The following is a 21,059-nucleotide window of genomic DNA, read 5'->3' as shown; positions in this document are numbered from 1 at the left end:
TCCATCCAATGTTTCGGGGATGCGGACAAGCGTGCACCCGAGCACGCGACGAAGCGAGAATATGTCGATATGTGTCCTTCTGTTTCGCCGATTGTTTCGTGCTCAGGTGCGCTATCGGATGCTGCGGCGCACCATAAGGGCATGCCTAGACAAATTCGCTTCAACGCCTTCGATATGAACTGCGTCGCTCACCAGTCCTCCGGAATGTGGCGCCATCCCGACGACCAATCGTGGCGTTACAAAGACCTCAATTACTGGACCGAACTCGCGCAGCTGCTCGAAAAGGGAACCTTTGACGGCATCTTCATTGCGGATGTCCTCGGCACCTATGACGTCTACGCCGGCTCGAATGAGGCCGCCATTCGCCACGGTGCCCAGGTTCCGGTGAACGATCCGCTGTTGCTCGTCTCGGCCATGGCGCATGTCACGGAGAACCTCGGATTCGGCATCACGGCGGGAACCGCCTACGAGCATCCCTACCCCTTTGCTCGTCGTATGTCGACGCTCGATCACCTCACGCAGGGTCGGATCGGTTGGAATGTCGTGACCGGCTACCTGCCCTCGGCTGCCCGCAACATGGGTAATGACGATCAGCTCGAACACGATGATCGCTACGACCACGCTGACGAATATCTTGAGGTGCTCTACAAGTTGTGGGAGGGGTCGTGGGAAGACGATGCTGTGATTCGTGACCGGGAGTCCGGTGTGTTCACTGACCCCAGCAAGGTGCATGACATCGAGCACAAGGGCAAACATTTCACTGTTCCCGGCATCCACTTGTCAGAACCGTCGGTGCAGCGAACACCGGTCATTTACCAGGCCGGTGCTTCGCCGCGAGGAATCCAGTTCGCCGCAGGAAACGCTGAGGCGATCTTCGTCGCGGCATCGACCAAGGCAGGGCTCAAAGCAACGGTGGGCCGCATCCGGGATGCTCTTGAAGAGGCAGGGCGCGATCGCTACTCGGCGCGCATCTATACGCTTCTGACGATCATCACGGACGACACAACGGAGAAGGCTCACGCCAAGTATGACGACTACTTGAGCTACGCCAGCGAAGAAGGTGCGCTGGTGTTCATGTCGGGATGGATGGGCATCGACCTCTCGCAGTACGACCTCGATGAGCCCATTGGCAATGTCAAGAGCAACGCAATCCAGTCGACGGTGGCGAACTTTCAGCAGGCCAATGACGACGGCAGCGAATGGAAGGTTCGGGACATCGCGCGGCTTGGTGCGATTGGTGGTTTAGGGCCGTTCATCATTGGCTCTGGCGAAGAGATCGCCGATGAGCTCGAGGCGTGGGTGGCAGAGACGGATGTCGACGGCTTCAACCTTGCCTACGCGATCACGCCGGGCACGTTTGAGGATGTCGTCGAGCACGTCATTCCGGTGCTTCGGGCTCGCGGAACCTATCCCGAGGAATACGTCGAAGGCACGCTGCGCCACAAGCTGCATGGGCGTGGCAACAGGCTGCCGGCGGAGCATGCGGGCGCACGCTATCGGCGTTAGGGGTCACCTGCCGTGGCTAGTGCACCGCGAACCCGCGTTTACTGAGCTGGGGTTTCGCGGTGCAGGTCGACGGCGTACTTGAAACCAATGTGAGACGCCTCAAAGCCAAGCTTCGTGTAGAACCGGTGGGCGTCGGTGCGGGCTTCGTCAGAAGTGAGCTGGATGAGGGAGGCACCGAGCGTGGGCGCTGCGGTATCGATAACCCAGCGCATCATTGCGCCGCCGATTCCGCTCGAACGCTGGCTCGCGGCTACTCTCACGGCTTCGACTTGAAGGCGGTGCGAGCCACGGCGGGCCATTCCGGGAATGGCGGTCAATTGCATGGTGGCGACGACATCCCCTGAGGGCGCTTCGACAACGAGGAGGGCATTCGCGGGCGTCGTGGCGATGGCGTGGAACGCCTTTTCGTAGGCGGGGCGGTCTTCTGGTCGTGCGTTGTCGCCTCGAAGCGCGCTAATCGCGTCGTCTGCGAGGAGCTGCAGAATGGTGTCGATGTCGCCAAGAGCGGAGTAGCGAAGAATCATTTCGCCGTCTCGCGTCTGGAGAGTTGTCGGAACAGTCACTTTAGAAAACACTCCCACGACGATAGCAGCGCTAGCGCTGCTCGCGAGCCAGCGGTGCTCGATCGTGTGGCTAATTATCGCCAGCCCTCGGTGTTGACAACACCGCACTCTGCTTCAATCGCCGCTGTGTATTCGAGATTGCTGAACTCGTCTCACCCCTTCCGTAGTGTCGCCAATTACACGCAACACCTACGGGAAAGGTAGTTCAATGACTGCAACAAATGATTCCACCACCGCGAACAAATCCACCACCTCTCACTCCTCCGCCACGTTCGGTCGTCGCATCCTGGCGGGTGTCGTCGGCGGTGTTGCCGGTGGTGTCGTCTTCGGGATGATGATGGCAATGATGGGCATGCTGCCCACGCTCGCCATGATGGTTGGTTCTGAATCGGCCGTCGTGGGATTCCTCGTTCACCTCATGATTTCGATCATGATCGGAATCGGGCTAACGGTCCTCTTCGGCAACCTGCTTCTCACGAACTACGCCCGTGGTGCGGTCGTCGGTTTCGTCTACGGCGCGATCTGGTGGGTCCTTGGACCCCTCATGATGATGCCGCTCATGCTCGGCGGTGCGCTCTTCGCTATCGATACCGCGGCGCTCTTGTCCTTGATGGGCCACATGATCTTCGGTGTCATCCTCGGATTGGTTGCAGTGCGCGTTCTCGCTTCACGTCGATGAAGAACTGTGCACGGCCCGGGTGCCCACCGTCGTGGTGGGTCACGCCGGGCCGTTGCGCTGCTCGGGGGAGTTGGCGCTAGTAGTTCAAGATCTGGTAGCCGTCGACGACGAGCTTACGAACGCTGGCTTCGCCACCGTTGTCGGAAAGCAGGGGGAAGCCGCCATCGCGAATGGGCTCGAAGACGTTGTGCGACTTGGAGCAGAACTCGCAGGCACCGATGATCGTGTCGCCAAGAGCAGTAACGAGACCGTGCATGGGGTGGCTAGCGTCAGCAATCTTCGCGAGGGTTTCAACGCCTGAACCGTCGAACATGACGATCACGTCGTCGCCAGCGGCCTTGAATTCGAGGGCGGTCTTGAGGCCGCGGTAGACGCGAGCGTTGTTGTTCTCGAGCGTTTCGAGGATGACGACGGCGATCTTGAGGTCTGACATTGAAAACTCCTTGTGTTGGCCATCCAGCGCTTCTAGACGGATCCGTCTAGAAAATATAGACGGATTCGTCTAGAATTGCAACATGGCCCCAGAAACTCCTCAGATCCGCGTGACTTCGCGAATGAAACTCCTCGCTACCGCGGCGGATCTCTTCTACACGCATGGCATCAATGCCACCGGAATCGATACGGTGATCGCGAAAGCGGGAGTTGCCAAAGGCAGCATGTATCACCACTTCCCGAGCAAAGAAGCTCTCATCGCGGCCTACCTCGATGAAGAGGCGGATGCCTGGTTGGACCGGGTGACGGAGTTCGACGACGAGCGCGCCTCGACCGCAGAACGCGTCGCGCGTCTCTTCACCGCGGTCGCTGATCAAGTCGATGAGGGCACTTTCTACGGCTGCCCCTTCACTAATGCGGCCATCGAGTGCCCCGACATGGCTGACGTGCAGTCATCAATTGCCCGATACCGTCGGGTGCTTCGCACTCATGTGACCCACATCATGGGGCAGGATGCGGCCGAGGGCGTGATCACGCGGCTCATTGTTCTTTACGACGGCGCGCTCACGACGGCCAAGCTCACGAGAGATTCGGCCCAGGTTCGCGATATTGCGCAGTTCGCGCGGGAGCTGGTGTCTGCGGCCTAGGCTCGCGCGCGTCGGCTTGCGCACTATTCGAACATGTGTTCGAATAAACGGTATGCGATGGAGTGGGCAGCAGGTCAATAGCGAGGCCCCCGACGCGCTGCCTGGTCTCGCCAAGCTCAACAACTTGGTGCGCACGGTGCGAACCCCGGAGTTCGACGGCGTCACCTTTTACGAAGTACTTGCCAAGAGCGCCCTCAACAAAGTGCCAACGGCCAGCGATATGCCCTTCGGTTGGACGATCAATCCGATGCGCGGATGCCTGCACCAGTGCACGTATTGCTTCGCTCGTCCGACCCACGAGTTCCTCGATCTTGACGCGGGCAAAGACTTCGACACGCAGATCATCGTCAAGGTGAACGTGGCTGAGGTTCTGGCTAAGGAGCTCAGCAAACCCAGTTGGGGGCGGCATCCGGTCGCGCTCGGCACGAATACGGATCCGTACCAGCGCGCTGAGGGTCGTTATCGGCTGATGCCCGGCATCATTGCCGCCCTCGCGGCATCCGGAACACCCCTGTCAATTTTGACGAAAGGCACGTTGTTGCGGCGCGATCTTGCCCTCTTGTCCGAGGCAAGCGAGCATGTTCCCGTTGATGTGGGCATGTCGATCGCGATTTACGACGACGAGCTACAGCAGTCCGTCGAGCCTGGCACGCCTACCGCGAAGGCTCGCTTGGCGACGGTGAGCGCTGTGCGCGATGCTGGACTCGATTGCGCTGTCTTTTTGATGCCAATTCTGCCGTTCTTGACCGACACGCGAGACCATCTTGAGCGTGCCGTTTCTCAGGCTAAAGAGGCCGGGGCAACCTCAATTACGTACTCGGCACTGCATTTGAAGCCGGGAACAAAGGAGTGGTACCTCGGTTGGCTTGAGCAGGCGCATCCTGAACTGCTCGGCAAATATCGTTCGATGTATTCGCGAGGCAACTATGCCCCGAAGGAATATCGCCAGTGGTTGGCCGCCAAGCTAAAGCCGATCATCCGTCATCACGGGCTGGAGCGAACACTGCTCGATCCCGCGACAGGAATCGTCGGTTCCCGTGCCCATACGCCGGTGCATTCCGGTCTAGTCGGTCGTTCGCTCATCGCCGAGGAAATGCCACCCGAGCTGGCGGCGCGCGCAATGCCGCAACCGACCCTCTTCTAGCGCTGTCTTCGTCGCTCTCGCTCTCGCTGTAGTCACCATCTTGCTGGGTATCCAGTCCGTGCTCGCTGAGCGTTCTCGCACAATCGCCAACAACGCCGGATGCGGTGCGTAACGTTTCGCAGAACACGAACGGCGGCGCCCGGCCCAGAGCGCGACTTACTCACTATCGCCGTGGTCGGTAACGTCAGGAAGGTGAAGGCAGATGCCTAAGAACAAAAACTCCCGTCTCAAGGATCCTGAACTGTACGAGTCGTTGAGGGATGACGGCGCTTCCGCGGAGAAGGCGGCTCGCATCTCTAACGCTGCCGCGCGGGACGGGCGTTCCGAGGTGGGGCACCGCGGGGGAGAGGCAGGTTCCTATGACGATTGGACCGTGGCAGATCTTAAGAAGAGAGCCCGAGAACTGGGTCTCCAGGGGTATTCGGCGCTCAGGAAGGCTGAATTGATCGAGTTACTTCGATCGCACTAGAGGTGCGCTCGTGGTCGGTGGGTAGTGCGGGCTTCGAAATGATGCCGGCGCGCGACGAGCTAACTAGTCTGGGGGAGTGACCCCACAAGCAGAGTCTTACTATCTCCGACACGATTCCACCCATTTCGAGTCGACCATTCACGCGCAGGGTGCGTGGAATCCGCACGAGCAGCACATGGCTCCGGTCGCCGGCATTCTGGCGCACGTCCTCGAAGCGTTTGAGGCACGCGAAGGCCTCCGCATCGCTCGCATTAGTTACGAGATCTTGGGTCTCATCCCTGCCGGCGACTTCGAGATCGTGGCGTCGGTGGTGCGGCCAGGGCGAACGATTGAACTAGTGCAGGCGGAGCTCAGTGCGGGCGGCCGCGTTGCCGTGCGCGCGACGGCGTGGCGTCTGCAAATTTCGGATACCTCAGAGGTTGAGGGAATCGTTGACCAACGGATGCCCGGCCGTGAGCTCGCGGGGGAACCAGTGAACCTCTCCGAGTGGCCCGGCGGCTACATCCAATCGATTGAAGCGCGGGCGCTTTCCGAACATGTCGCCGGCAGCGGCCGGGTGTGGTTGCGCACGCCTTATCCCTTACTCGCTGATGAGCCGGTGAGCGACTTTGCTCGGTTGACTGGCCTCGTTGACACAAGCAACGGCATCGCCACTCGCGTCAAACCGGGGGCGGGCGGTTATGCCTTCCCCAACGTCGACCTGCAGGTGCACTTGTACCGACTGCCGGCTGGTGAGTGGCTTGGTCTCGAGAATGCGGTGAACTTTGGCTCGGATGGCATTGGCCTGACCTCCACGGTGCTCCACGACGAGCGGGGGCCGTTCGGTCGCGCCGAGCAAATCTTAACGCTGCGTAAGGTCTAGCGTTCCCCAGCGCGCGCCTGCGGCGAGAGTTTTCTCGCTACCCCTTGCGCTGATTTTCCCGCTGCCATAATATACAACCAAATGGTTGTATATGAATTGACAGACTCCGAAGTTGACGCGATGTTCCGCGCCCTAGCCGATGCCACCCGACGTGACATCGTCGATCGCGTGTTGCACGAAAATGCTTCAGTGTCGCGTCTCGCCGAGCGCTACGACATGAGTTTCGCCGCAGTGCAAAAGCACGTGGCCGTCCTGCAGGCAGCAGGGTTGGTGACAAAGTCCCGGCAGGGTCGCGAGCAGATTGTCAGCGGCAATCTCGCGTCCATTCATCACATCCAAAAGCTTCTTTCTCACTTCGAAGCGGTGTGGAAGCAGCGTGCACTGCACATGGCTGACGTGTTGCGGGATGACGCAACCACTGAGGCACCACCGAGCCCCACGAGTTCAGGGGCTCGGGTCGATATCCCTCACGACTAAAGAAATGGTGAAGCAATGAACGTCACAACTCACACTGATCCTGAAGCACTCACCCTGACGACGACCACCGAACTTGCCGCGTCTCTTGAGCGCGCTTGGCAGCTGGTGAGCGATCCGCGTCAGCTCGAGCGCTGGTGGGGGCCGCCCGAGTGGCCGGCAACTTTCGTGCGCTACGAGTTTGTGCCGGGTGGGCGCGCTCATTACTTCATGCAAGGTCCTGATGGTGAGCGAATGCACGGTATGTGGCGCATCTTGTCGATTACCGAGCCGCGCGAAGTTTCCATCGAAGATGAGTTTGCGGATGACCAGGGCGAACCATCGGGGGATATCGGTGTTACGACCGCTCTCCTTACCTTCGAGCCCATTGACGCCGGCACCCGGCTGACGATCCTGTCGGGCTTCGAGTCAGCAGAGCAGCTCGAAGAGATGGTGAAGATGGGTATGGAAGAAGGCATGCGAGAGGCTATCGGCCAGATCGACGCCCTGCTCGCCGCAGACTAAGAGGAGGCTTCTCGAGTCATCGAGAAAGGGTGCTCGTATCGACTCCAAACATGTTGGCACTTCGGGCACGCATAGCGACGAGTCAGACACGCTGTGGCTCGATGGTGCGGCAAGCAAACCGGTCTAACCGCGCGGTCTGAGCATGCCGACGGGCAGTGCTCTGGTGCTTCTGTGCGTCGTCACTGGGTAGGGTGGAGGATGACTCTTCTTGGGGTCGAGCAGCAGGGTATTTGAGTGCCCCGAGAGGATCTGTAGCGTGAAAAACAGCGGCCAGCCACAGTCGAACCGAGCTCCACGGGGCCGCCGCAAGTATTCTCGCAAGCAACTCGGCATGTTGCTCGGCGGTCTCGGCGCGCTGGCGCTGCTCACCGTCGCGTTCGTAGCCGGGGCCTAGGCAAACTCCGGATCGTCAACGCCTCAGGCATTGCCGTCGGTCTCCGCCGAAGAGGGCAGCGAGCCCACGATCGACTTGGCGCGTCGAATCGAAGGAGACCCCACGGCAATGGGAGCGATTGATGCTCCCGTCGTGCTCGTCGAATATGCGGACTATCGCTGTCCGTTCTGCGGTGTGTTGTCGCGCGAGACGCTTCCTGAGCTGATCAGCGAATACGTCGACGCTGGGCAGCTGCGCATCGAATGGCGCGATTACCCCATTTTTGGTGAAACCTCGGTGATGGCGGCTGTTGCAGCCCACGCGGCGGGCGAGCAAGGTCTTTTTTGGGAATACAACACAGCGGTGTATGAATCGGCGCCCGAAACGGGACATCTCGAGATTGACCGAGAAAAGCTTCTTGCGTACGCCCGCGACATTGGGGTTCCTGACCTTGCTCAGTTTGAGGCAGACCTCAGCAGTCCGGCTCTGATTGCTCGGGTTCAAGCGAACGTTTCCGAAGCGCAGCAAATTGGTGTCTCGAGTGTGCCGTCCATCGTGATCGACGATGTGCCGATTGCGGGTGCTCAGCCTCTTCAGGTGTTCCGTGACGTGATTGATGAGCAACTCCGATTGGCCGGCCAGTAACGGTGGACATCGGGTACGCCGGGGCGTTCATCGGCGGGTTATTTGCGCTCTTGAGCCCGTGCTCGGTCATGCTGCTGCCGGCGTTTTTTGCCTATGCGTTTGGTTCAGCGGCAAAGCTTTTCGCCCGAACGGGGTTGTTCTTTGGTGGTTTAGTGACCACGTTGGTTCCGCTGGGAGTGTTCTCGGCCACGCTGGGGTCACTCGTTAACGAGCATCGCGGTGCTCTCGTGGTTGGCGCTGCAATCGTGGTGATCTTCGCTGGAGCAATTCAGCTGTTCGGCATCCCGATTCCCGGTTTCAGCCGAACAGAAAAAGCGGATGCCGCGACGGATCGAACCTCTGCAGTTTCCGTCTTCGCGCTCGGCATGGTCTACGCGGTCGCCGGTGTCTGCGCTGGCCCCATCCTTGGTTCGGTGCTTGCGGTTGCGGCTCTGAGTGGAAACGCTGCCTACGGCGCCATCATGCTTACGCTCTATGCGCTCGGGCTCACGGTGCCTCTACTCGTGCTTGCTGCGGTGTGGAAGCGGGTGGGATCTCGTGGGCGTTCCTGGCTGCGTCCGCGCACGCTCAGGATCCGCAACTGGTCAAATTCGTGGACCATGATTATTTCTGGCGCGCTCACGATCGGGATCGGCGTCCTTCTGCTGGTCAGCGACGGAACCGCGTCGCTGGGCGGTTTCGTCCCGATTACCGCTCAGTACCGTGCAGAGTCATGGGCCGCCACAACGGGCGCGAGCATCGATAACGTGGTGTTCTTGCTCGGGGTGGTTGCGGTGTCTGCCTCTGCCGCTGTAGTTGTGTGGCTAGTGTCACGTCGGGCCCGCTCGGAGGCGCAACATCAGGCTCAAGCGCACGCGGGGGCGCCCGAGGATCGGACTGAGGCGAGCTAAAGCTCGGTCATCCATTCGTCGCCGGTGTCTGCGCTGTCTCGGCCGCGTAGCTTCTCGAGCTCGCGTCGCTCACGTTTGGTGGGACGACCGGCGCCACGATCACGCATCGGTGCGAAGGCACGCTCTTCGCGAGTGGGCGGTGGGGGAGTCTCGTCGACATAGCTCTCGGCAGCGGTCACTGCCGAAACGCGCTTCACGATGGTCTGTTTGACGACCAAAATGCGGTCGAATCCGGCGATACGAACGCGCACTTGGTCACCGACTTTTACAGCTTGCGCTGCCTTTACGCTCGCTCCACCAATCTTTACGTGGCCAGCACGGCACGCGGTGGTCGCTTGAGAGCGAGTCTTGTAGACGCGCACCGCCCACAACCAGCTGTCAACGCGAACTGTTCCGGCAGCCATTAGACGGAGGCGAGTTCAGTTTTCCACTGCACGAGTCGCTGCACAGTGGCGCTGGTGTCCGCGGCGAGTGTGAGCATGGTGTCTTCGGGAACAAAGAAGTTGATTGCTAAGAAACCGCGCACGGTCTCCGAGGGGTCGTCGGCGAGCATCCGAAGCACGTCGCAGGGAGCGTATTCGTTACGAGCCACACAGGCGCGCACCCCGTCGTCAGTATCGCGGGCGAGCGTTTCGAACACGTCGATGGGCGTGTTGTGGTTACTCGCGGCACTCTCGCGAATTTTCGGATTGGGGTCGGCCGCCAGTATGCGGATCCTCGCGATTTTGCTCGCGGTTACCTCGGGCGCAGGGTGAAGTTCCGCGGCTTCCTCGGCCGTGAGCATCGAGGGGGCCATTGCTCGCATTTGTTCCCGCTGGGCTGGGGTATTGAAGCGGATGCATGACATGCATTCAAGGGTACGCCTGCGTCGCGCCAAGTTTGCGTTGCATTCGCGGCATTTTGCGTGCGGATGCTGGCTAGACTCAGAAGGTGGCCACCCGTAGTTCACCCGAGATCAGCGATCGTGTGTGGACTGTGCCCAATGTCTTGAGCTTCATCCGGCTCGCGTTGGTTCCGGTCTTCTTATATCTGATCATTTCTGCCCAAGACGCGTTGGCTTTGATCGTTCTTGTGTTCTCCAGTCTGAGCGACTACCTCGATGGCGTGATTGCTCGTCGTTTCAACCAAATCACGCGGCTCGGCCAGTTGCTTGATCCGGCGGCCGACCGACTGTTTATTTTTGCCGCGTTGATTGGTCTCGCCGCGCGCGACGTCATCCCCTGGTGGATGTTCTTGGTTATCGTCGGGCGCGACATCATGCTGGTGATTTTGGGAATTATCTCGGCGAACTACGGTTTTGGCCCGCTACCGGTGCACCATTTGGGCAAAGTTGCCACGGCGGCACTGTTCTATGCGTTGCCGATTCTGATGCTGGGCCAAGCTTTCCCGGCTATCGCCGGGGTCACTGATCCAATCGGGTGGGCGTTCGCGCTCTGGGGCGCGTTCTTGTATTGGTGGGCTGGCTTCATTTATGTTGCGCAATCCGTCCGTATTTCTCGTCTTCCGAGGGTCTGAGTTGTGTTCTGATCCGATACGCTGGTCAGTCAGGGAGGTTTGCGATGGTTGAGTCAATGAATAATGGTCACGGCGCCGACGTAGAGTCGGCAAATGAGACGTCCGCGCAGCCTATTGTCGAGCGGATCGACACCACTGCTACGTACAGTCACGAGTTCGCGGCGCAGGTAGCTGCTATGGGTGTTGACGTTTCCGTCGACGAGCAAGACGCGATCGCGGCCTTGCCTTCGGGGTCTGCGCTGTTGATTGTCCGTCGCGGCCCGAATGTGGGTGCCCGTTTCCTCTTAGATGCTGACGTCACCACGGTGGGCCGTCACCCTGAGGCCGATATTTTCCTTGACGATGTCACGGTCTCCCGTCGCCATGTCGAGTTTTTGCGTTCGGGCACAGCCTTCGAGGTCAAAGACCTCGGCTCGCTCAACGGCACCTATCTTGGCGGCGACCGCATTGAGTCCACTGCTGTTCTTCGCGACCGCGCTGAGGTTCAGATCGGCAAGTACAAGCTCACGTTTTATCCTTCGCGTCGCGATCTTGCGCCAGCGGCTGGTAATTAGTGGCTGGGGTCGCGCGTCAAACGCGTTCAACTCCTGCACCAGCGCTTCTGAGCATTGGGCAGGTTCTCGCCAAGCTCAGTCCTGAGTTTCCTGATCTAACTCCCTCAAAACTGCGCTTTCTTGAAGAGCGCAAGTTGGTGTCCCCGGCGCGTACTGCTTCGGGTTACCGCAAGTTTTCTGCGGCAGACATGGAGCGCTTGCGCTTCGTTCTTACGATGCAGCGTGACCACTATCTTCCGCTGAAGGTCATTCGTGGCTATTTAGAAGAGATGGATGCCGGGCGCACTCCTGAGCTGCCTGGCGGGGCGGTTGCTGCCGCGTCCATGTTGTCGGCCGAGCGCAAGCTCACGCGCGATGAGCTGATCCGCGAAGCCGGCGCCAGCCCCATGCTGTTGGGCGATGCTATTTCGTCGTCTCTCATTGTTGCCTCCGATGTTTTTGGTGAAGATGCCCTTGCGGTTCTCAAGTCGCTTGTAGAGCTCCAACGCAGCGGTATTGAGCCACGACACCTTCGTGGCTTCCGCGCGGCGGCAGAGCGGGAGCTGGGGCTTATCGAGAGTGCTCTTATGCCGGTTGCTCGTCGCAAGGATGCGTCAAGTCGAGCACGTGCTGCGGAGATGGCGCGAGAAATTGCGGGCCAGTTGGAGATTGTTCGAAGCAGTCTTATCCGATCCGCACTCAGTCGGTTGGATTCGTAGTACGGTCGATCTGTTGACCGTTTTTCGGCTCGCACCGAACGCGGTTTCGCGAGGTTGGCCCAGTTTTACCCGACTGATTCCGACACGCCGCCGATTTTTTGCGAATGTCGTTGATAGAGGCAGTGGGCGTGACTACCGTGGGGTAACACGAAACATTAAGCGTCAACTTCAACATGAAGGTTCGTTGTTTTCGTGCTGATCAATCAGAACTAAAGGGGCAAAGCCATGAGTGAAGTGAACCGTAGCGAAGAGTCACGCTACGATCTTGGGCTCCTCTTTACCGATGGAATGCCAGACCTCGACGACAACTCTGGCTACCGTGGCGCCGTCGCTGCCCGTGCGGCCGGCATTAGCTATCGTCAGCTCGATTACTGGGCTCGCACCCAGCTCGTTGAACCCACTGTCCGTAGCGCGGCAGGGTCAGGTTCGCAGCGACTCTATGGCTTTCGCGACATCTTGGTGCTCAAACTTGTTAAGCGTCTCCTCGACACGGGAATCTCGCTTCAGCAGATCCGTATCGCCGTCAACCAACTTCGTGAGTCAGGCATTCACGACCTCGCGCAGACCACTCTGATGAGTGACGGTGCCGGTGTCTATTTGTGCACGTCAAACGACGAAGTTATTGACCTCGTCAGCCGCGGCCAGGGTGTCTTTGGCATCGCCGTAGGCAAGGTCCTGCGTGAAGTCGAAACAAGCCTCATCGACCTCGACACGGTCAAGGGTGAAGACCCCATGGATGAGTTGGCTAAGCGCCGCGCATCCCGCGCTTCCTAGACAGCGCTCGCCAGAGCCTCTTCGGGCTCGCCATAACAGCCGCGGCCTTACGCCGGCTTCGGTGAAGCCGAATGTGCGCTACTGGCCGTTGCTGTATTCGCCCATGCGTGCCGCACGCATGACGCGATCAAGGAGCTGGTCAAAGTAGCGCGCCATTTCTTGAGCGCTCTCGCCTGGCCACACGTGGAGCGGCTTCGCGGCACCCTGTGCCTGCTGAAGCGATGTGCGCTCGGGGAGCTGTGGCGACAGCACGAGCGGTCCAAACATGTCGCGTAGTTCTTTGATGCGGAACTGGTGCTCAAGCGACTGCGAACGCAGTCGGTTCACGATGAGGCCGAGCGGCTGAAGGCGAGGGGAGAGTCCGCGGCGGATTTCTTCAATCGCGCGGAGGGCTCGGTCGGCAGCCGCAACGGAGAACAGGCCGGGTTCGGTAACAATCGCTACACGATCGCTGGCAGCCCACGCGGTGCGGGTGAGCGCGTTGAGAGACGGTGCACAGTCAATGAGCACGAGGTCGTAGTCGGCTTCGACATTGGCAAGGGCTTCTTCAAGCTTCCAAATATCGCGGATGCTGGGGTGCGGTCCGTCGAAGTTGATGGCGGACGGTGAACCGATCAGCACATCCACTTTGCCGGGACGGCCCCTGGTCCAGCCACTCGGCGCGATCGCGGCACGCACGATCTTCTCCTTCGGAGACGCGAGCACGTCAGCCACATTGAGGTGACCGGCGACATCAATGTCCATTCCGGTCGAAACATCGGACTGGGGATCAAGGTCGACGACGAGAGTTCGAAGACCGCGAGCGAAAGCTGCCGAAGCGAGCCCAAGCGTGACGGTCGTCTTTCCCACGCCCCCCTTGAGGGAGCTAACGCTAAGTACGTGCACGAGTAACGACGATACCTTCACTACTGTTAAGAAACCTAAAACACCGCCAACTTTTGCGCACCCTTGAGGAAACTGCCAGAGTTCAATCACTCTAGGCTTGGTTTTTGTCAGGAAGGACCGAATGTTTAAGAAGATTCTCGTTGCCAACCGAGGTGAGATTGCTATCCGCGCAATGCGTGCGGCTGTCGAGCTCGGGGCAAGAACTGTGGCCGTTTTCCCTTACGAAGACCGAAATTCGGTTCATCGTCTGAAAGCTGATGAGGCTTACCAGATCGGTGAGGAGGGGCATCCTGTCCGCGCATACCTCGATGTTTCGGAGATTATTCGCGTCGCCAAAGAATCCGGCGCCGACGCGATCTACCCCGGTTATGGCTTTCTTTCGGAGAATCCTGACCTCGCTCGCGCAGCGGCGGAAGCGGGAATCACTTTCATCGGACCGCCGACCCGGGTGCTTGAGATGGCCGGCAACAAGGTCACGGCCAAGGAACACGCAATTGCAGCGGGAGTTCCCGTTCTCAAGTCAACTCCGGCCAGCACCGATCTCGATGAACTCATCGCGGGTGCCAACGAGATTGGTTTCCCGGTCTTCGCCAAGGCTGTAGCTGGCGGCGGAGGGCGCGGTATGCGCCGTGTCGAGAAGAAGGAAGATTTGCGCGGCGCCCTCGAAGAGGCGATGCGTGAAGCTGACAGCGCTTTCGGTGACCCCACGATGTTTGTTGAGCAGGCGGTTGTTCGCCCTCGCCACATCGAAGTCCAAATTCTCGCTGATGCCCATGGCGGCACCATCCACTTGTTCGAGCGTGACTGCTCGGTTCAACGTCGTCACCAGAAGGTTGTCGAGATCGCACCGGCACCAAACCTCGACGAAGACACGCGTCAAGCGATGTACCGCGATGCGATCGCTTTTGCGAAGTCAATTGACTACGTCAATGCCGGCACAGTCGAGTTCTTGCTCGACACGGCGGGGGAGCGCAAGGGCGAGCACGTCTTCATCGAGATGAACCCGCGCATCCAGGTTGAGCACACGGTGACTGAAGAAGTCACCGATGTTGACCTCGTGCAATCGCAGATGCGAATCGCGTTTGGGGAGTCCCTCGACGAGCTGGGGCTGCGTCAAGACGAGCTCAAGCTGCGTGGAGCGGCGCTGCAGTGCCGCATCACGACCGAAGACCCGGCCAGCGGGTTCCGACCCGACACCGGCAAAATCACGACCTACCGCTCGCCTGGCGGCGCCGGCATCCGTCTGGATGGTGGAACGGTTTCTGCTGGTTCGCAGATTTCTCCGCACTTCGACTCGATGCTCGTCAAGATGACGTGCCGTGGACGCGACTTCGCCTCGGCTGTGCGTCGCGCCCGCCGTGGACTCGCTGAGTTCCGCCTTCGCGGAGTGACCACGAACATCCCGTTCCTTCAGGGTGTGCTCGATGACCCCGAGTTCATTGCGGGCGATTTGAGCACCGCGTTCATTGACGAGCGCCCGTGGCTCGTCAACTCGCATCGCTCCAAGGACCGCGGAACAAAGATCCTCACGTGGTTGGCCGATGTGACGGTCAACCAGCCCAATGGCGATGGCGCTGGCATCATCAGCCCGCAATTGAAGCTGCCCGAGGTCGATCTTTCGGTAGAAGCTCCGGCGGGGTCGCGTCAGCGTTTGTTGGAGCTCGGCCCGGCCGGGTTCGCCTCGGCTCTCCGCGAGCAGAAGTCGCTTGCCGTGACCGAAACCACTTTCCGCGACGCCCACCAGTCGTTGCTCGCCACTCGAGTGCGCACTCGTGACCTTGTCGCGGTAATGCCACACGTCGCTCGCATGACGCCAGAATTGCTCTCGGTCGAAGCATGGGGTGGAGCAACGTATGACGTCGCTCTGCGCTTCCTCGCTGAAGACCCGTGGGAGCGTCTCGCGTCCATGCGCGAAGCTCTGCCGAACGTGGCGATCCAGATGCTGTTGCGCGGTCGCAATACGGTTGGCTACACGCCGTATCCGACCGAAGTTACGGATGCCTTCGTGCGTGAGGCCGCTGATACCGGTGTCGATATCTTCCGCATCTTTGACGCGCTCAACGATGTTTCGCAGATGCGACCGGCGATCGATGCTGTGCTGAACACGGGCACTGCTGTTGCTGAAGTTGCCCTCTGCTACACGGGTGACTTGCTTGACCCGAATGAGGATCTCTACACGCTCGACTACTACCTCACGCTTGCCGACCAGATCATGGAGAGCGGCGCCCATGTGCTCGCGATCAAGGACATGGCTGGTCTCTTGCGGGCGGAAGCCGCTGAGAAGCTTGTAACGGCCTTGCGTGAGCGTTTCGATGCTCCAGTGCACGTTCACACTCACGACACGGCAGGCGGCCAGCTGGCTACCCTGCTGGCGGCATCCCGTGCCGGCGCAGACGCAGTGGATGTCGCGAGCGCTCCCATGGCAGGAACGACTAGCCAGCCATCCATGTCGGCTTTGGTCGCGGCTCTCGCCCACACCGAACGCGACACGGGCATCTCGCTTGACGCCGTCTCCGATCTTGAGCCCTACTGGGAGGCAGTGCGTCACGCCTACGCGCCGTTCGAATCGGGCCTTCCCGGTCCGACAGGGCGGGTCTACCACCATGAAATCCCTGGTGGTCAACTGTCGAACCTGCGTCAGCAGGCGATTGCGCTGGGTCTCGCTGACCAGTTCGAGACAATTGAGAACCTTTACGCTGCGGCCAACAAGATGCTCGGCCGTCCGCCGAAGGTCACCCCGTCGTCGAAGGTCGTCGGTGACCTTGCGCTGGCTCTAGCAGCGGCGCACGCCGATCCTGCCGACTTCGAAGAGAACCCCGACAAGTACGACATCCCTGATTCGGTGATTGGCTTCATGGCTGGCGAGTTGGGCGAACTGCCCGGTGGCTGGCCTGAGCCCTTCCGCTCGAAGGTGCTGAAGGGGCGCAACGTCAAGATCGGCATTGAGGAAATCAGTGCTGACGATCAGGCCGCGCTCGATGGCGAACCTCAGGAACGACGCTCAGCGCTCAACCGGTTGCTGTTCGCTGGTCCCACCCAGATCTTTGAGACGGCTCGCGAAACCTATGGAGACTTGTCGGCCCTCGATAGCAAGGATTACCTCTACGGCATCCAGCAGGGTCACGAGCACGTTGTCGAGATCGAGAAGGGCGTGCAATTGTTCGTCGGTCTCGAAGCGATCGGTGAAGCTGACGAGAAGGGTATGCGCACAGTAATGGCGACCCTCAACGGCCAGTTGCGTCCGGTGTTCATTCGCGATCAGAGCATCAAGGTCGACTCGACTGCGGCTGAGAAGGCTGATGCGTCTAAGCCTGGCCACGTCGCGGCACCGTTCTCCGGCGTTGTCACGTTGCAGGTAGAAGAGGGCGCAACCGTTGCCGTTGGCGACACTGTGGCTTCGATCGAAGCGATGAAGATGGAAGCCGCAATCACGGCATCCGTTGCAGGAACGGTCAAGCGATTGGCCATTCCGAAGACGCAGCAGGTAGACGGCGGCGACTTGCTTGTGGAAATCGAACCCAGCTAATCCGCAGAAGTTTGTAGGGTAGGGACGTGATCGTTGTAAGCACATCGGTCACGTCTCGCTCGTTAACGCGGTAAAGTGGTGTGTTTGCTTTCTGGAGGGGATCGATACGTGACTACGAAGCGCAATGAACCTGATGTGCAGCCGTCCGTCGACGAGCGCGATACGTCGACCGATCACGATGCGAAGGAGTCGACAGTCGAGCAGGCTCCGAACCCCGATAACGTGACGTTCACGCTCTCGCTGCCGGTCGCTGTTCGCGAGACGCCCGAGCATGAAGCTGCCGTGGCGATCGACGACGTTGCTGTCAACGCTCATCAAGTGGATGTCGCAACCATGGCAACCACCACAATTACGTTTGCGCCGGAGTCGGTCGTGACTATCCCGCCCGAGTCCGTGCCCGAGGTGGCTGTTATTCCGGAGCTTCCACCGGCAGACCGCCCGACGACTCGTCGCGGTCGCCAGCGCACCGAGGTTCGCGCGACGACGCCAGAGACGGCGACGATGCTGACCGCTGAGCGCCTCATCAAGCCTGGCAAGAAGAATCGCACCGCAGCACCCGAGGGATTCTTCCAAGAACTCGTTTACGCTGCGACGTTCCATCTTGTAAACCTCGGCGATTCGTACCGCGTGAAAGAGCGCAAGGCTCTTGAGGCTCGTGTTACCAAGACTTTCGTCGGTGGAACGCGTTTCGTCCCTGTTCTCACCCGCAAGGGCGGGGTCGGTAAGACCACCATCACAGCCCTTCTTGGAATGGCGTTGGCAGATACCCGCGAGGACCGCATTATTGCGATCGACGCCAACCCCGACCGCGGGACGCTTGCCGAGCGAATCGATAAGCAAACCCGTGCAACGGTTCGCGATGTCGTGATGCGTGCAGAGTCGCTCCACACGTTTAGCGAATTCCAAACAGTGGTGTCTCGTGACGAGACTCGTCTCGACGTTTTGGCATCCGACACTGACCCACACGTGTCAGAAGCATTTGACGAAAACGACTACAACGTCGTTGCCGATATGGCCGAACGTTTCTATTCGGTCGCCATCACTGACTGTGGAACCGGAATTGTTCACTCGGTGATGCGGGCAACGCTGCAGCGTGCTGACTCGATTGTCATCGTTTCCGGTGGCAGCGTCGACGAAGCGCGTCTCGCATCAGAGACTCTCACGTGGCTCGAATCCAATGGGCACGAAGATCTCGTCAAGAATGCTGTCGTGGCTATCAACACCGCCACTCAGGGCACCAACTTGGTGAAGCTTGAGGAGATCGAGGCTCACTTCAAGTCGCGCGTTCGTGAGATCGTTCGCGTGCCCTACGACCCCAGCTTGGCTACGGGATCGGTCGTTCACTACCGTGACCTCAACCGGTTGACCAAGGCTGCTGCTCGCGAACTCGCGGCGGTTGTCATGGATGGTCTTCCCGCAGTTCGGGCTAACTGACACTATGGCTGTTCGTGAGATTCGCCTGTTTGGCGATCCCGTCCTTCGCTCAGCATGCGATCCCATTGTTATCGGTGATGCCCGTGCTGCTGCGCTCATCGACGACCTCATTGAGACGGTCAAGCTGCCCGGCCGCGCCGGGCTCGCCGCTAACCAAATCGGCGTCGGCTTGCGCGCATTCAGCTACAACATCGATGGCGATATCGGCTACATCATCAACCCGGTGCTTGCCGAAGTCTCGGGGGAGTCGGAGCTGGTGGATGAGGGCTGCTTATCTGTGCCCGGCTTCTATTTCCTGCGTCGCCGCTATCCCTTCGCCAGAGTGACCGGAGTCGATCTCGCGGGCGAGCCTGTTGAGCTCAGCGGCGAAGGGCTTATGGCTCAGGCGCTGCAGCACGAGACGGATCATCTCGATGGCCATTTGTATATCGAGGGCCTCGAACCTGAGGCTAAGCGCGAAGCGATGCGCGCTATCCGTCAGGCACCCTGGTACTAAACCTCACCCGCGTCACGCGCCCTCTCGTTTAGAGAAAGGGCGTGTAATCGAGTGCGCCCGCTAGCGCATGCTGTGGGGGGGATCTACGCGACAAAGGCCCCGCCATACTTGCGTATGACGGGGCCTTCAACGTTTGTCGTGCTACTTCAGTGAGATTCCTTCTGTCGCCGGCGAGTTTGAGTACAGTGACTCGATCACATCGGCGAAGTCAGCCAGAATCACATTGCGCTTGATGCTCATCTTGGGCGTCAGGTGACCGCTCTCCTCGGTGAGGTCCGCATCGAGGATGTGGAACTTACGAATCGACTCGGCACGAGAGACGCGGGAGTTTCCCACGTCGATCGCACGCTGGACTTCCGCGAGGACGGCGGGGTTTTTCGCCGCCTGCTCCAACGTCCAGGTTGCGTCGAGCCCATTGTTGGCGAGCCACACGGGCAGCATTTCTTCATCAAGAGTGACAAGGGCCGAAATGAACGGACGCTGTTCACCCACGACGATTACCTGGCCGATGATCGGGTTTGCGCGGATGGGGTCTTCGAGTGCTGCGGGAGCAACGTTCTTGCCGCCGGCGGTCACAATGATTTCCTTCTTGCGACCGGTGATCTCGAGGTATCCATCTTCGTCAAACTGACCGATGTCTCCGGTCTTGAACCACCCGTCTTCAAAGACGTCGTCGGTGGCAGCCTGGTTGTTCCAGTACCCCTCGAAGACGCACACGCCCTTGGCCTGAATCTCGCCGTCTTCGGCAATCCGCACCGAAACGCCGGGGAGCGGCGGGCCGACCTTGCCGATCTTGAAGTTGGACGGCTTGTTCACCGAAATCGGCGCGGTGGTCTCGGTGAGCCCATAACCCTCGAGGATCGTGAGGCCGAGGCTGCGGTAGAAGTGACCGAGACGCAATCCGAGAGGCGCGGATCCGGAGACCGCGTACTTAACGCGCCCGCCGAGTGCTGCGCGAATCTTGGAGAGCACGAGACGGTCGAAGACAGCGAATTGGATCTTGAGCCCCAGCGGCACGTGTCCTTCATCCAGCGCCTTCGAGTGTGCGATCGCGACATCGGCAGCCTTGCGGAAGATCTTGCCCTTGCCGCCAGCTTCGGCCTTCTGCTCGGAAGAGTTGTAGACCTTCTCGAATACCCGCGGCACAGCCAGGAGGAACGTCGGCTTGAACGACGCCATCGAGGGCAGCAGCAACTTGGTGTCAGGCTGGTGGCCGACCTTGACGCCGCCGTGGACGCAGAGGATCGAGATGAAGCGAGCAAAGATGTGCGCTGTCGTAATAAAGAGCAGCGTGCTCGAATCGGGGTTAACGACCTCGGGGATCGCCTTTTGCGAGTTGCGGCACAGCTCAACAAAGTTGGAGTGCGTGATGATGCAGCCCTTGGGCTTTCCAGTAGTTCCCGAGGTGTAGATCAGCGTCGCGAGATCGGAGCCCTTGGCCAGATTGCGGCGACGTTCGATCTCGTCGTCACTGACGTCGGTACCCGACTTGGCGAGTTTGTCGAGGTCTCCCAAATCGATCTGCCACAGATTGGCGATGCCCGGCACGTCGGCACGAATCTCGTCGAAGCGTGCGAAGTGATCGGGCGTTTCCGTGATCATCCCTGTTGCGCCGGAGTCCGTGATGTTCCACAGAATCTGGCTGGGCGAGCTGGTCTCGTAAATTGGCACGAGCACTGCGCCCGCAAACCAAGTCGCGAAGTCAATGAGCGTCCACTCGTAGCGGGTCTTGCACATGAGGCCAATTTTGTCGCCGGGCTCAATGCCAGCAGCGACGAGTCCCTTGGCCAGGGCTTTCACTTGGGTAAGAAACTCTGACGAAGTCACATCGCTCCAGCCACCATTGGCGGTGGGGAGCGAGAACAACGCGTTATTGGGTGTGGCCGCAACGCGATCCATCAAAAGATCGGTAGCGTTTGCTTCCGGGTCAGCCTCAACTATGGCTGGTACATCAAACTGTTTCACGGCAACTCCTTTGGCACCGGTAGG

Annotated in this window: 24 protein-coding genes and 1 pseudogene; 19 read left to right on the top strand and 6 right to left on the bottom strand. The window is 59.8% G+C overall.

Annotation, left to right across the window (positions count from 1 at the left end; translation table 11 throughout):
* Positions 1-141: 141 nt before the first annotated feature.
* Entirely contained in the window at positions 142-1,506 is a 1,365-nt protein-coding gene (locus I6E51_RS09095; protein WP_197110019.1) for an LLM class flavin-dependent oxidoreductase, read from the top strand.
* A 38-nt stretch (positions 1,507-1,544) separates the two neighbouring features.
* Here I6E51_RS09095 and I6E51_RS09090 read toward each other — a convergent pair whose 3' ends face one another.
* Positions 1,545-2,081 (bottom strand): GNAT family N-acetyltransferase, encoded by a 537-nt coding sequence (locus I6E51_RS09090; RefSeq protein WP_307783889.1) that lies wholly within the window; start codon positions 2,079-2,081, stop codon positions 1,545-1,547.
* Between the two features lie 196 nt (positions 2,082-2,277).
* Between I6E51_RS09090 and I6E51_RS09085 the strand changes: the two genes are divergently transcribed.
* On the top strand, positions 2,278-2,748 hold the full coding sequence (locus tag I6E51_RS09085) for a hypothetical protein (protein WP_231599707.1): 471 nt from the start codon (positions 2,278-2,280) through the stop codon (positions 2,746-2,748).
* Between the two features lie 76 nt (positions 2,749-2,824).
* On the opposite strand, the gene I6E51_RS09080 is transcribed toward I6E51_RS09085, so the two are convergent.
* Positions 2,825-3,181, bottom strand: a complete 357-nt coding sequence (locus I6E51_RS09080; RefSeq protein ID WP_197105492.1) for a sulfur reduction protein DsrE — start codon at positions 3,179-3,181, stop codon at positions 2,825-2,827.
* Between the two features lie 82 nt (positions 3,182-3,263).
* Between I6E51_RS09080 and I6E51_RS09075 the strand changes: the two genes are divergently transcribed.
* The 10 genes and pseudogenes from I6E51_RS09075 (at position 3,264) to I6E51_RS09035 (ending at position 9,188) form a co-directional block, all read left to right on the top strand.
* Positions 3,264-3,827: a TetR/AcrR family transcriptional regulator gene (locus I6E51_RS09075; protein WP_197110018.1), complete on the top strand. Its 564-nt coding sequence runs from the start codon at positions 3,264-3,266 to the stop codon at positions 3,825-3,827.
* A 52-nt stretch (positions 3,828-3,879) separates the two neighbouring features.
* Positions 3,880-4,971, top strand: coding sequence for an Rv2578c family radical SAM protein (locus I6E51_RS09070; protein WP_197110017.1), 1,092 nt, complete (start codon positions 3,880-3,882; stop codon positions 4,969-4,971).
* 202 nt (positions 4,972-5,173) lie between these two features.
* On the top strand, positions 5,174-5,440 hold the full coding sequence (locus I6E51_RS09065) for a Rho termination factor N-terminal domain-containing protein (RefSeq protein ID WP_197105495.1): 267 nt from the start codon (positions 5,174-5,176) through the stop codon (positions 5,438-5,440).
* 76 nt (positions 5,441-5,516) lie between these two features.
* A complete protein-coding gene (locus tag I6E51_RS09060; protein ID WP_197110016.1) occupies positions 5,517-6,302 on the top strand; it encodes a thioesterase family protein in 786 nt (261 codons plus the stop codon).
* A gap of 81 nt (positions 6,303-6,383) precedes the next feature.
* Positions 6,384-6,779, top strand: coding sequence for a helix-turn-helix transcriptional regulator (locus I6E51_RS09055; protein ID WP_197110015.1), 396 nt, complete (start codon positions 6,384-6,386; stop codon positions 6,777-6,779).
* 15 nt (positions 6,780-6,794) lie between these two features.
* Positions 6,795-7,280 carry an SRPBCC domain-containing protein gene (locus I6E51_RS09050; RefSeq protein WP_197110014.1) on the top strand — a complete coding sequence of 162 codons (486 nt, stop codon included), beginning with the start codon at positions 6,795-6,797 and terminating at the stop codon, positions 7,278-7,280.
* Between the two features lie 22 nt (positions 7,281-7,302).
* Positions 7,303-7,407, top strand: a pseudogene (locus tag I6E51_RS14230) (DUF4287 domain-containing protein); the annotation flags it as partial.
* 129 nt (positions 7,408-7,536) lie between these two features.
* Complete coding sequence (locus I6E51_RS09045) at positions 7,537-7,674, top strand: hypothetical protein (protein WP_197110013.1); 138 nt, start codon at positions 7,537-7,539, stop codon at positions 7,672-7,674.
* 30 nt (positions 7,675-7,704) lie between these two features.
* Positions 7,705-8,298 (top strand): thioredoxin domain-containing protein, encoded by a 594-nt coding sequence (locus I6E51_RS09040; RefSeq protein ID WP_197110012.1) that lies wholly within the window; start codon positions 7,705-7,707, stop codon positions 8,296-8,298.
* A 2-nt stretch (positions 8,299-8,300) separates the two neighbouring features.
* Positions 8,301-9,188 (top strand): cytochrome c biogenesis CcdA family protein, encoded by an 888-nt coding sequence (locus I6E51_RS09035; RefSeq protein WP_197110011.1) that lies wholly within the window; start codon positions 8,301-8,303, stop codon positions 9,186-9,188.
* Here I6E51_RS09035 and I6E51_RS09030 read toward each other — a convergent pair.
* Together I6E51_RS09030 and I6E51_RS09025 are read right to left on the bottom strand one after the other, a co-directional pair.
* Complete coding sequence (locus tag I6E51_RS09030; RefSeq protein ID WP_197105501.1) at positions 9,185-9,592, bottom strand: RNA-binding S4 domain-containing protein; 408 nt, start codon at positions 9,590-9,592, stop codon at positions 9,185-9,187. The genes I6E51_RS09035 and I6E51_RS09030 overlap by 4 nt on opposite strands.
* Entirely contained in the window at positions 9,592-10,035 is a 444-nt protein-coding gene (locus I6E51_RS09025; RefSeq protein WP_197105502.1) for a hypothetical protein, read from the bottom strand. Before I6E51_RS09025 ends, I6E51_RS09030 begins: the two co-directional genes overlap by 1 nt.
* Before the next feature lie 83 nt (positions 10,036-10,118).
* On the opposite strand from I6E51_RS09025, the gene I6E51_RS09020 reads away from it, so the two are divergent.
* From I6E51_RS09020 to I6E51_RS09005, 4 genes are all read left to right on the top strand, one after another.
* On the top strand, positions 10,119-10,703 hold the full coding sequence (locus I6E51_RS09020) for a CDP-alcohol phosphatidyltransferase family protein (RefSeq protein WP_197105503.1): 585 nt from the start codon (positions 10,119-10,121) through the stop codon (positions 10,701-10,703).
* Positions 10,704-10,747: 44 nt separating this feature from the next.
* Entirely contained in the window at positions 10,748-11,257 is a 510-nt protein-coding gene (locus I6E51_RS09015) for an FHA domain-containing protein (protein WP_197105504.1), read from the top strand.
* Complete coding sequence (locus I6E51_RS09010; protein ID WP_197110010.1) at positions 11,257-11,955, top strand: MerR family transcriptional regulator; 699 nt, start codon at positions 11,257-11,259, stop codon at positions 11,953-11,955. The genes I6E51_RS09015 and I6E51_RS09010 overlap by 1 nt, the downstream gene beginning before the upstream one ends.
* 225 nt (positions 11,956-12,180) lie before the next feature.
* The gene (locus I6E51_RS09005; RefSeq protein WP_197105506.1) at positions 12,181-12,729 is read left to right on the top strand and encodes a MerR family transcriptional regulator; all 549 of its coding nucleotides are present in this window, start codon (positions 12,181-12,183) and stop codon (positions 12,727-12,729) included.
* Between the two features lie 78 nt (positions 12,730-12,807).
* Here the strand turns inward: I6E51_RS09005 and I6E51_RS09000 are convergent, their stop codons facing one another.
* Positions 12,808-13,614 carry a ParA family protein gene (locus tag I6E51_RS09000; protein ID WP_197105507.1) on the bottom strand — a complete coding sequence of 269 codons (807 nt, stop codon included), beginning with the start codon at positions 13,612-13,614 and terminating at the stop codon, positions 12,808-12,810.
* A gap of 121 nt (positions 13,615-13,735) precedes the next feature.
* On the opposite strand from I6E51_RS09000, the gene I6E51_RS08995 reads away from it, so the two are divergent.
* The 3 genes from I6E51_RS08995 (at position 13,736) to I6E51_RS08985 (ending at position 19,070) form a co-directional block, all read left to right on the top strand.
* Positions 13,736-17,140: a pyruvate carboxylase gene (locus I6E51_RS08995; protein ID WP_197105508.1), complete on the top strand. Its 3,405-nt coding sequence runs from the start codon at positions 13,736-13,738 to the stop codon at positions 17,138-17,140.
* A gap of 108 nt (positions 17,141-17,248) precedes the next feature.
* Entirely contained in the window at positions 17,249-18,574 is a 1,326-nt protein-coding gene (locus tag I6E51_RS08990) for a MinD/ParA family protein (RefSeq protein WP_197105509.1), read from the top strand.
* Positions 18,575-18,578: 4 nt separating this feature from the next.
* Positions 18,579-19,070: a peptide deformylase gene (locus tag I6E51_RS08985; protein WP_197105510.1), complete on the top strand. Its 492-nt coding sequence runs from the start codon at positions 18,579-18,581 to the stop codon at positions 19,068-19,070.
* A gap of 141 nt (positions 19,071-19,211) precedes the next feature.
* On the opposite strand, the gene I6E51_RS08980 is transcribed toward I6E51_RS08985, so the two are convergent.
* A complete protein-coding gene (locus I6E51_RS08980; protein WP_197105511.1) occupies positions 19,212-21,035 on the bottom strand; it encodes a long-chain fatty acid--CoA ligase in 1,824 nt (607 codons plus the stop codon).
* Positions 21,036-21,059 lie beyond the last annotated feature (24 nt).

The sequence above is a fragment of the Salinibacterium sp. NSLL17 genome (genome assembly GCF_015864935.1).
Taxonomy (GTDB): Bacteria; Actinomycetota; Actinomycetes; order Actinomycetales; family Microbacteriaceae; genus Rhodoglobus.
This window is presented reverse-complemented; position numbering and strand designations above follow the sequence as displayed.

Coding starts and splice junctions, on each gene's coding strand:
- I6E51_RS09030 (WP_197105501.1), bottom strand. CDS start 9,592: ATGGCTGCCGGAACAGTTCGCGTTGACAGCTGGTTGTGGGCGGTGCGC.
- I6E51_RS09070 (WP_197110017.1), top strand. CDS start 3,880: ATGCGATGGAGTGGGCAGCAGGTCAATAGCGAGGCCCCCGACGCGCTG.
- I6E51_RS09080 (WP_197105492.1), bottom strand. CDS start 3,181: ATGTCAGACCTCAAGATCGCCGTCGTCATCCTCGAAACGCTCGAGAAC.
- I6E51_RS09025 (WP_197105502.1), bottom strand. CDS start 10,035: ATGTCATGCATCCGCTTCAATACCCCAGCCCAGCGGGAACAAATGCGA.
- I6E51_RS09055 (WP_197110015.1), top strand. CDS start 6,384: ATGGTTGTATATGAATTGACAGACTCCGAAGTTGACGCGATGTTCCGC.
- I6E51_RS09065 (WP_197105495.1), top strand. CDS start 5,174: ATGCCTAAGAACAAAAACTCCCGTCTCAAGGATCCTGAACTGTACGAG.
- I6E51_RS08985 (WP_197105510.1), top strand. CDS start 18,579: ATGGCTGTTCGTGAGATTCGCCTGTTTGGCGATCCCGTCCTTCGCTCA.
- I6E51_RS09005 (WP_197105506.1), top strand. CDS start 12,181: ATGAGTGAAGTGAACCGTAGCGAAGAGTCACGCTACGATCTTGGGCTC.
- I6E51_RS09075 (WP_197110018.1), top strand. CDS start 3,264: ATGGCCCCAGAAACTCCTCAGATCCGCGTGACTTCGCGAATGAAACTC.
- I6E51_RS09085 (WP_231599707.1), top strand. CDS start 2,278: ATGACTGCAACAAATGATTCCACCACCGCGAACAAATCCACCACCTCT.
- I6E51_RS08995 (WP_197105508.1), top strand. CDS start 13,736: ATGTTTAAGAAGATTCTCGTTGCCAACCGAGGTGAGATTGCTATCCGC.
- I6E51_RS09015 (WP_197105504.1), top strand. CDS start 10,748: ATGGTTGAGTCAATGAATAATGGTCACGGCGCCGACGTAGAGTCGGCA.
- I6E51_RS09095 (WP_197110019.1), top strand. CDS start 142: ATGCCTAGACAAATTCGCTTCAACGCCTTCGATATGAACTGCGTCGCT.
- I6E51_RS09050 (WP_197110014.1), top strand. CDS start 6,795: ATGAACGTCACAACTCACACTGATCCTGAAGCACTCACCCTGACGACG.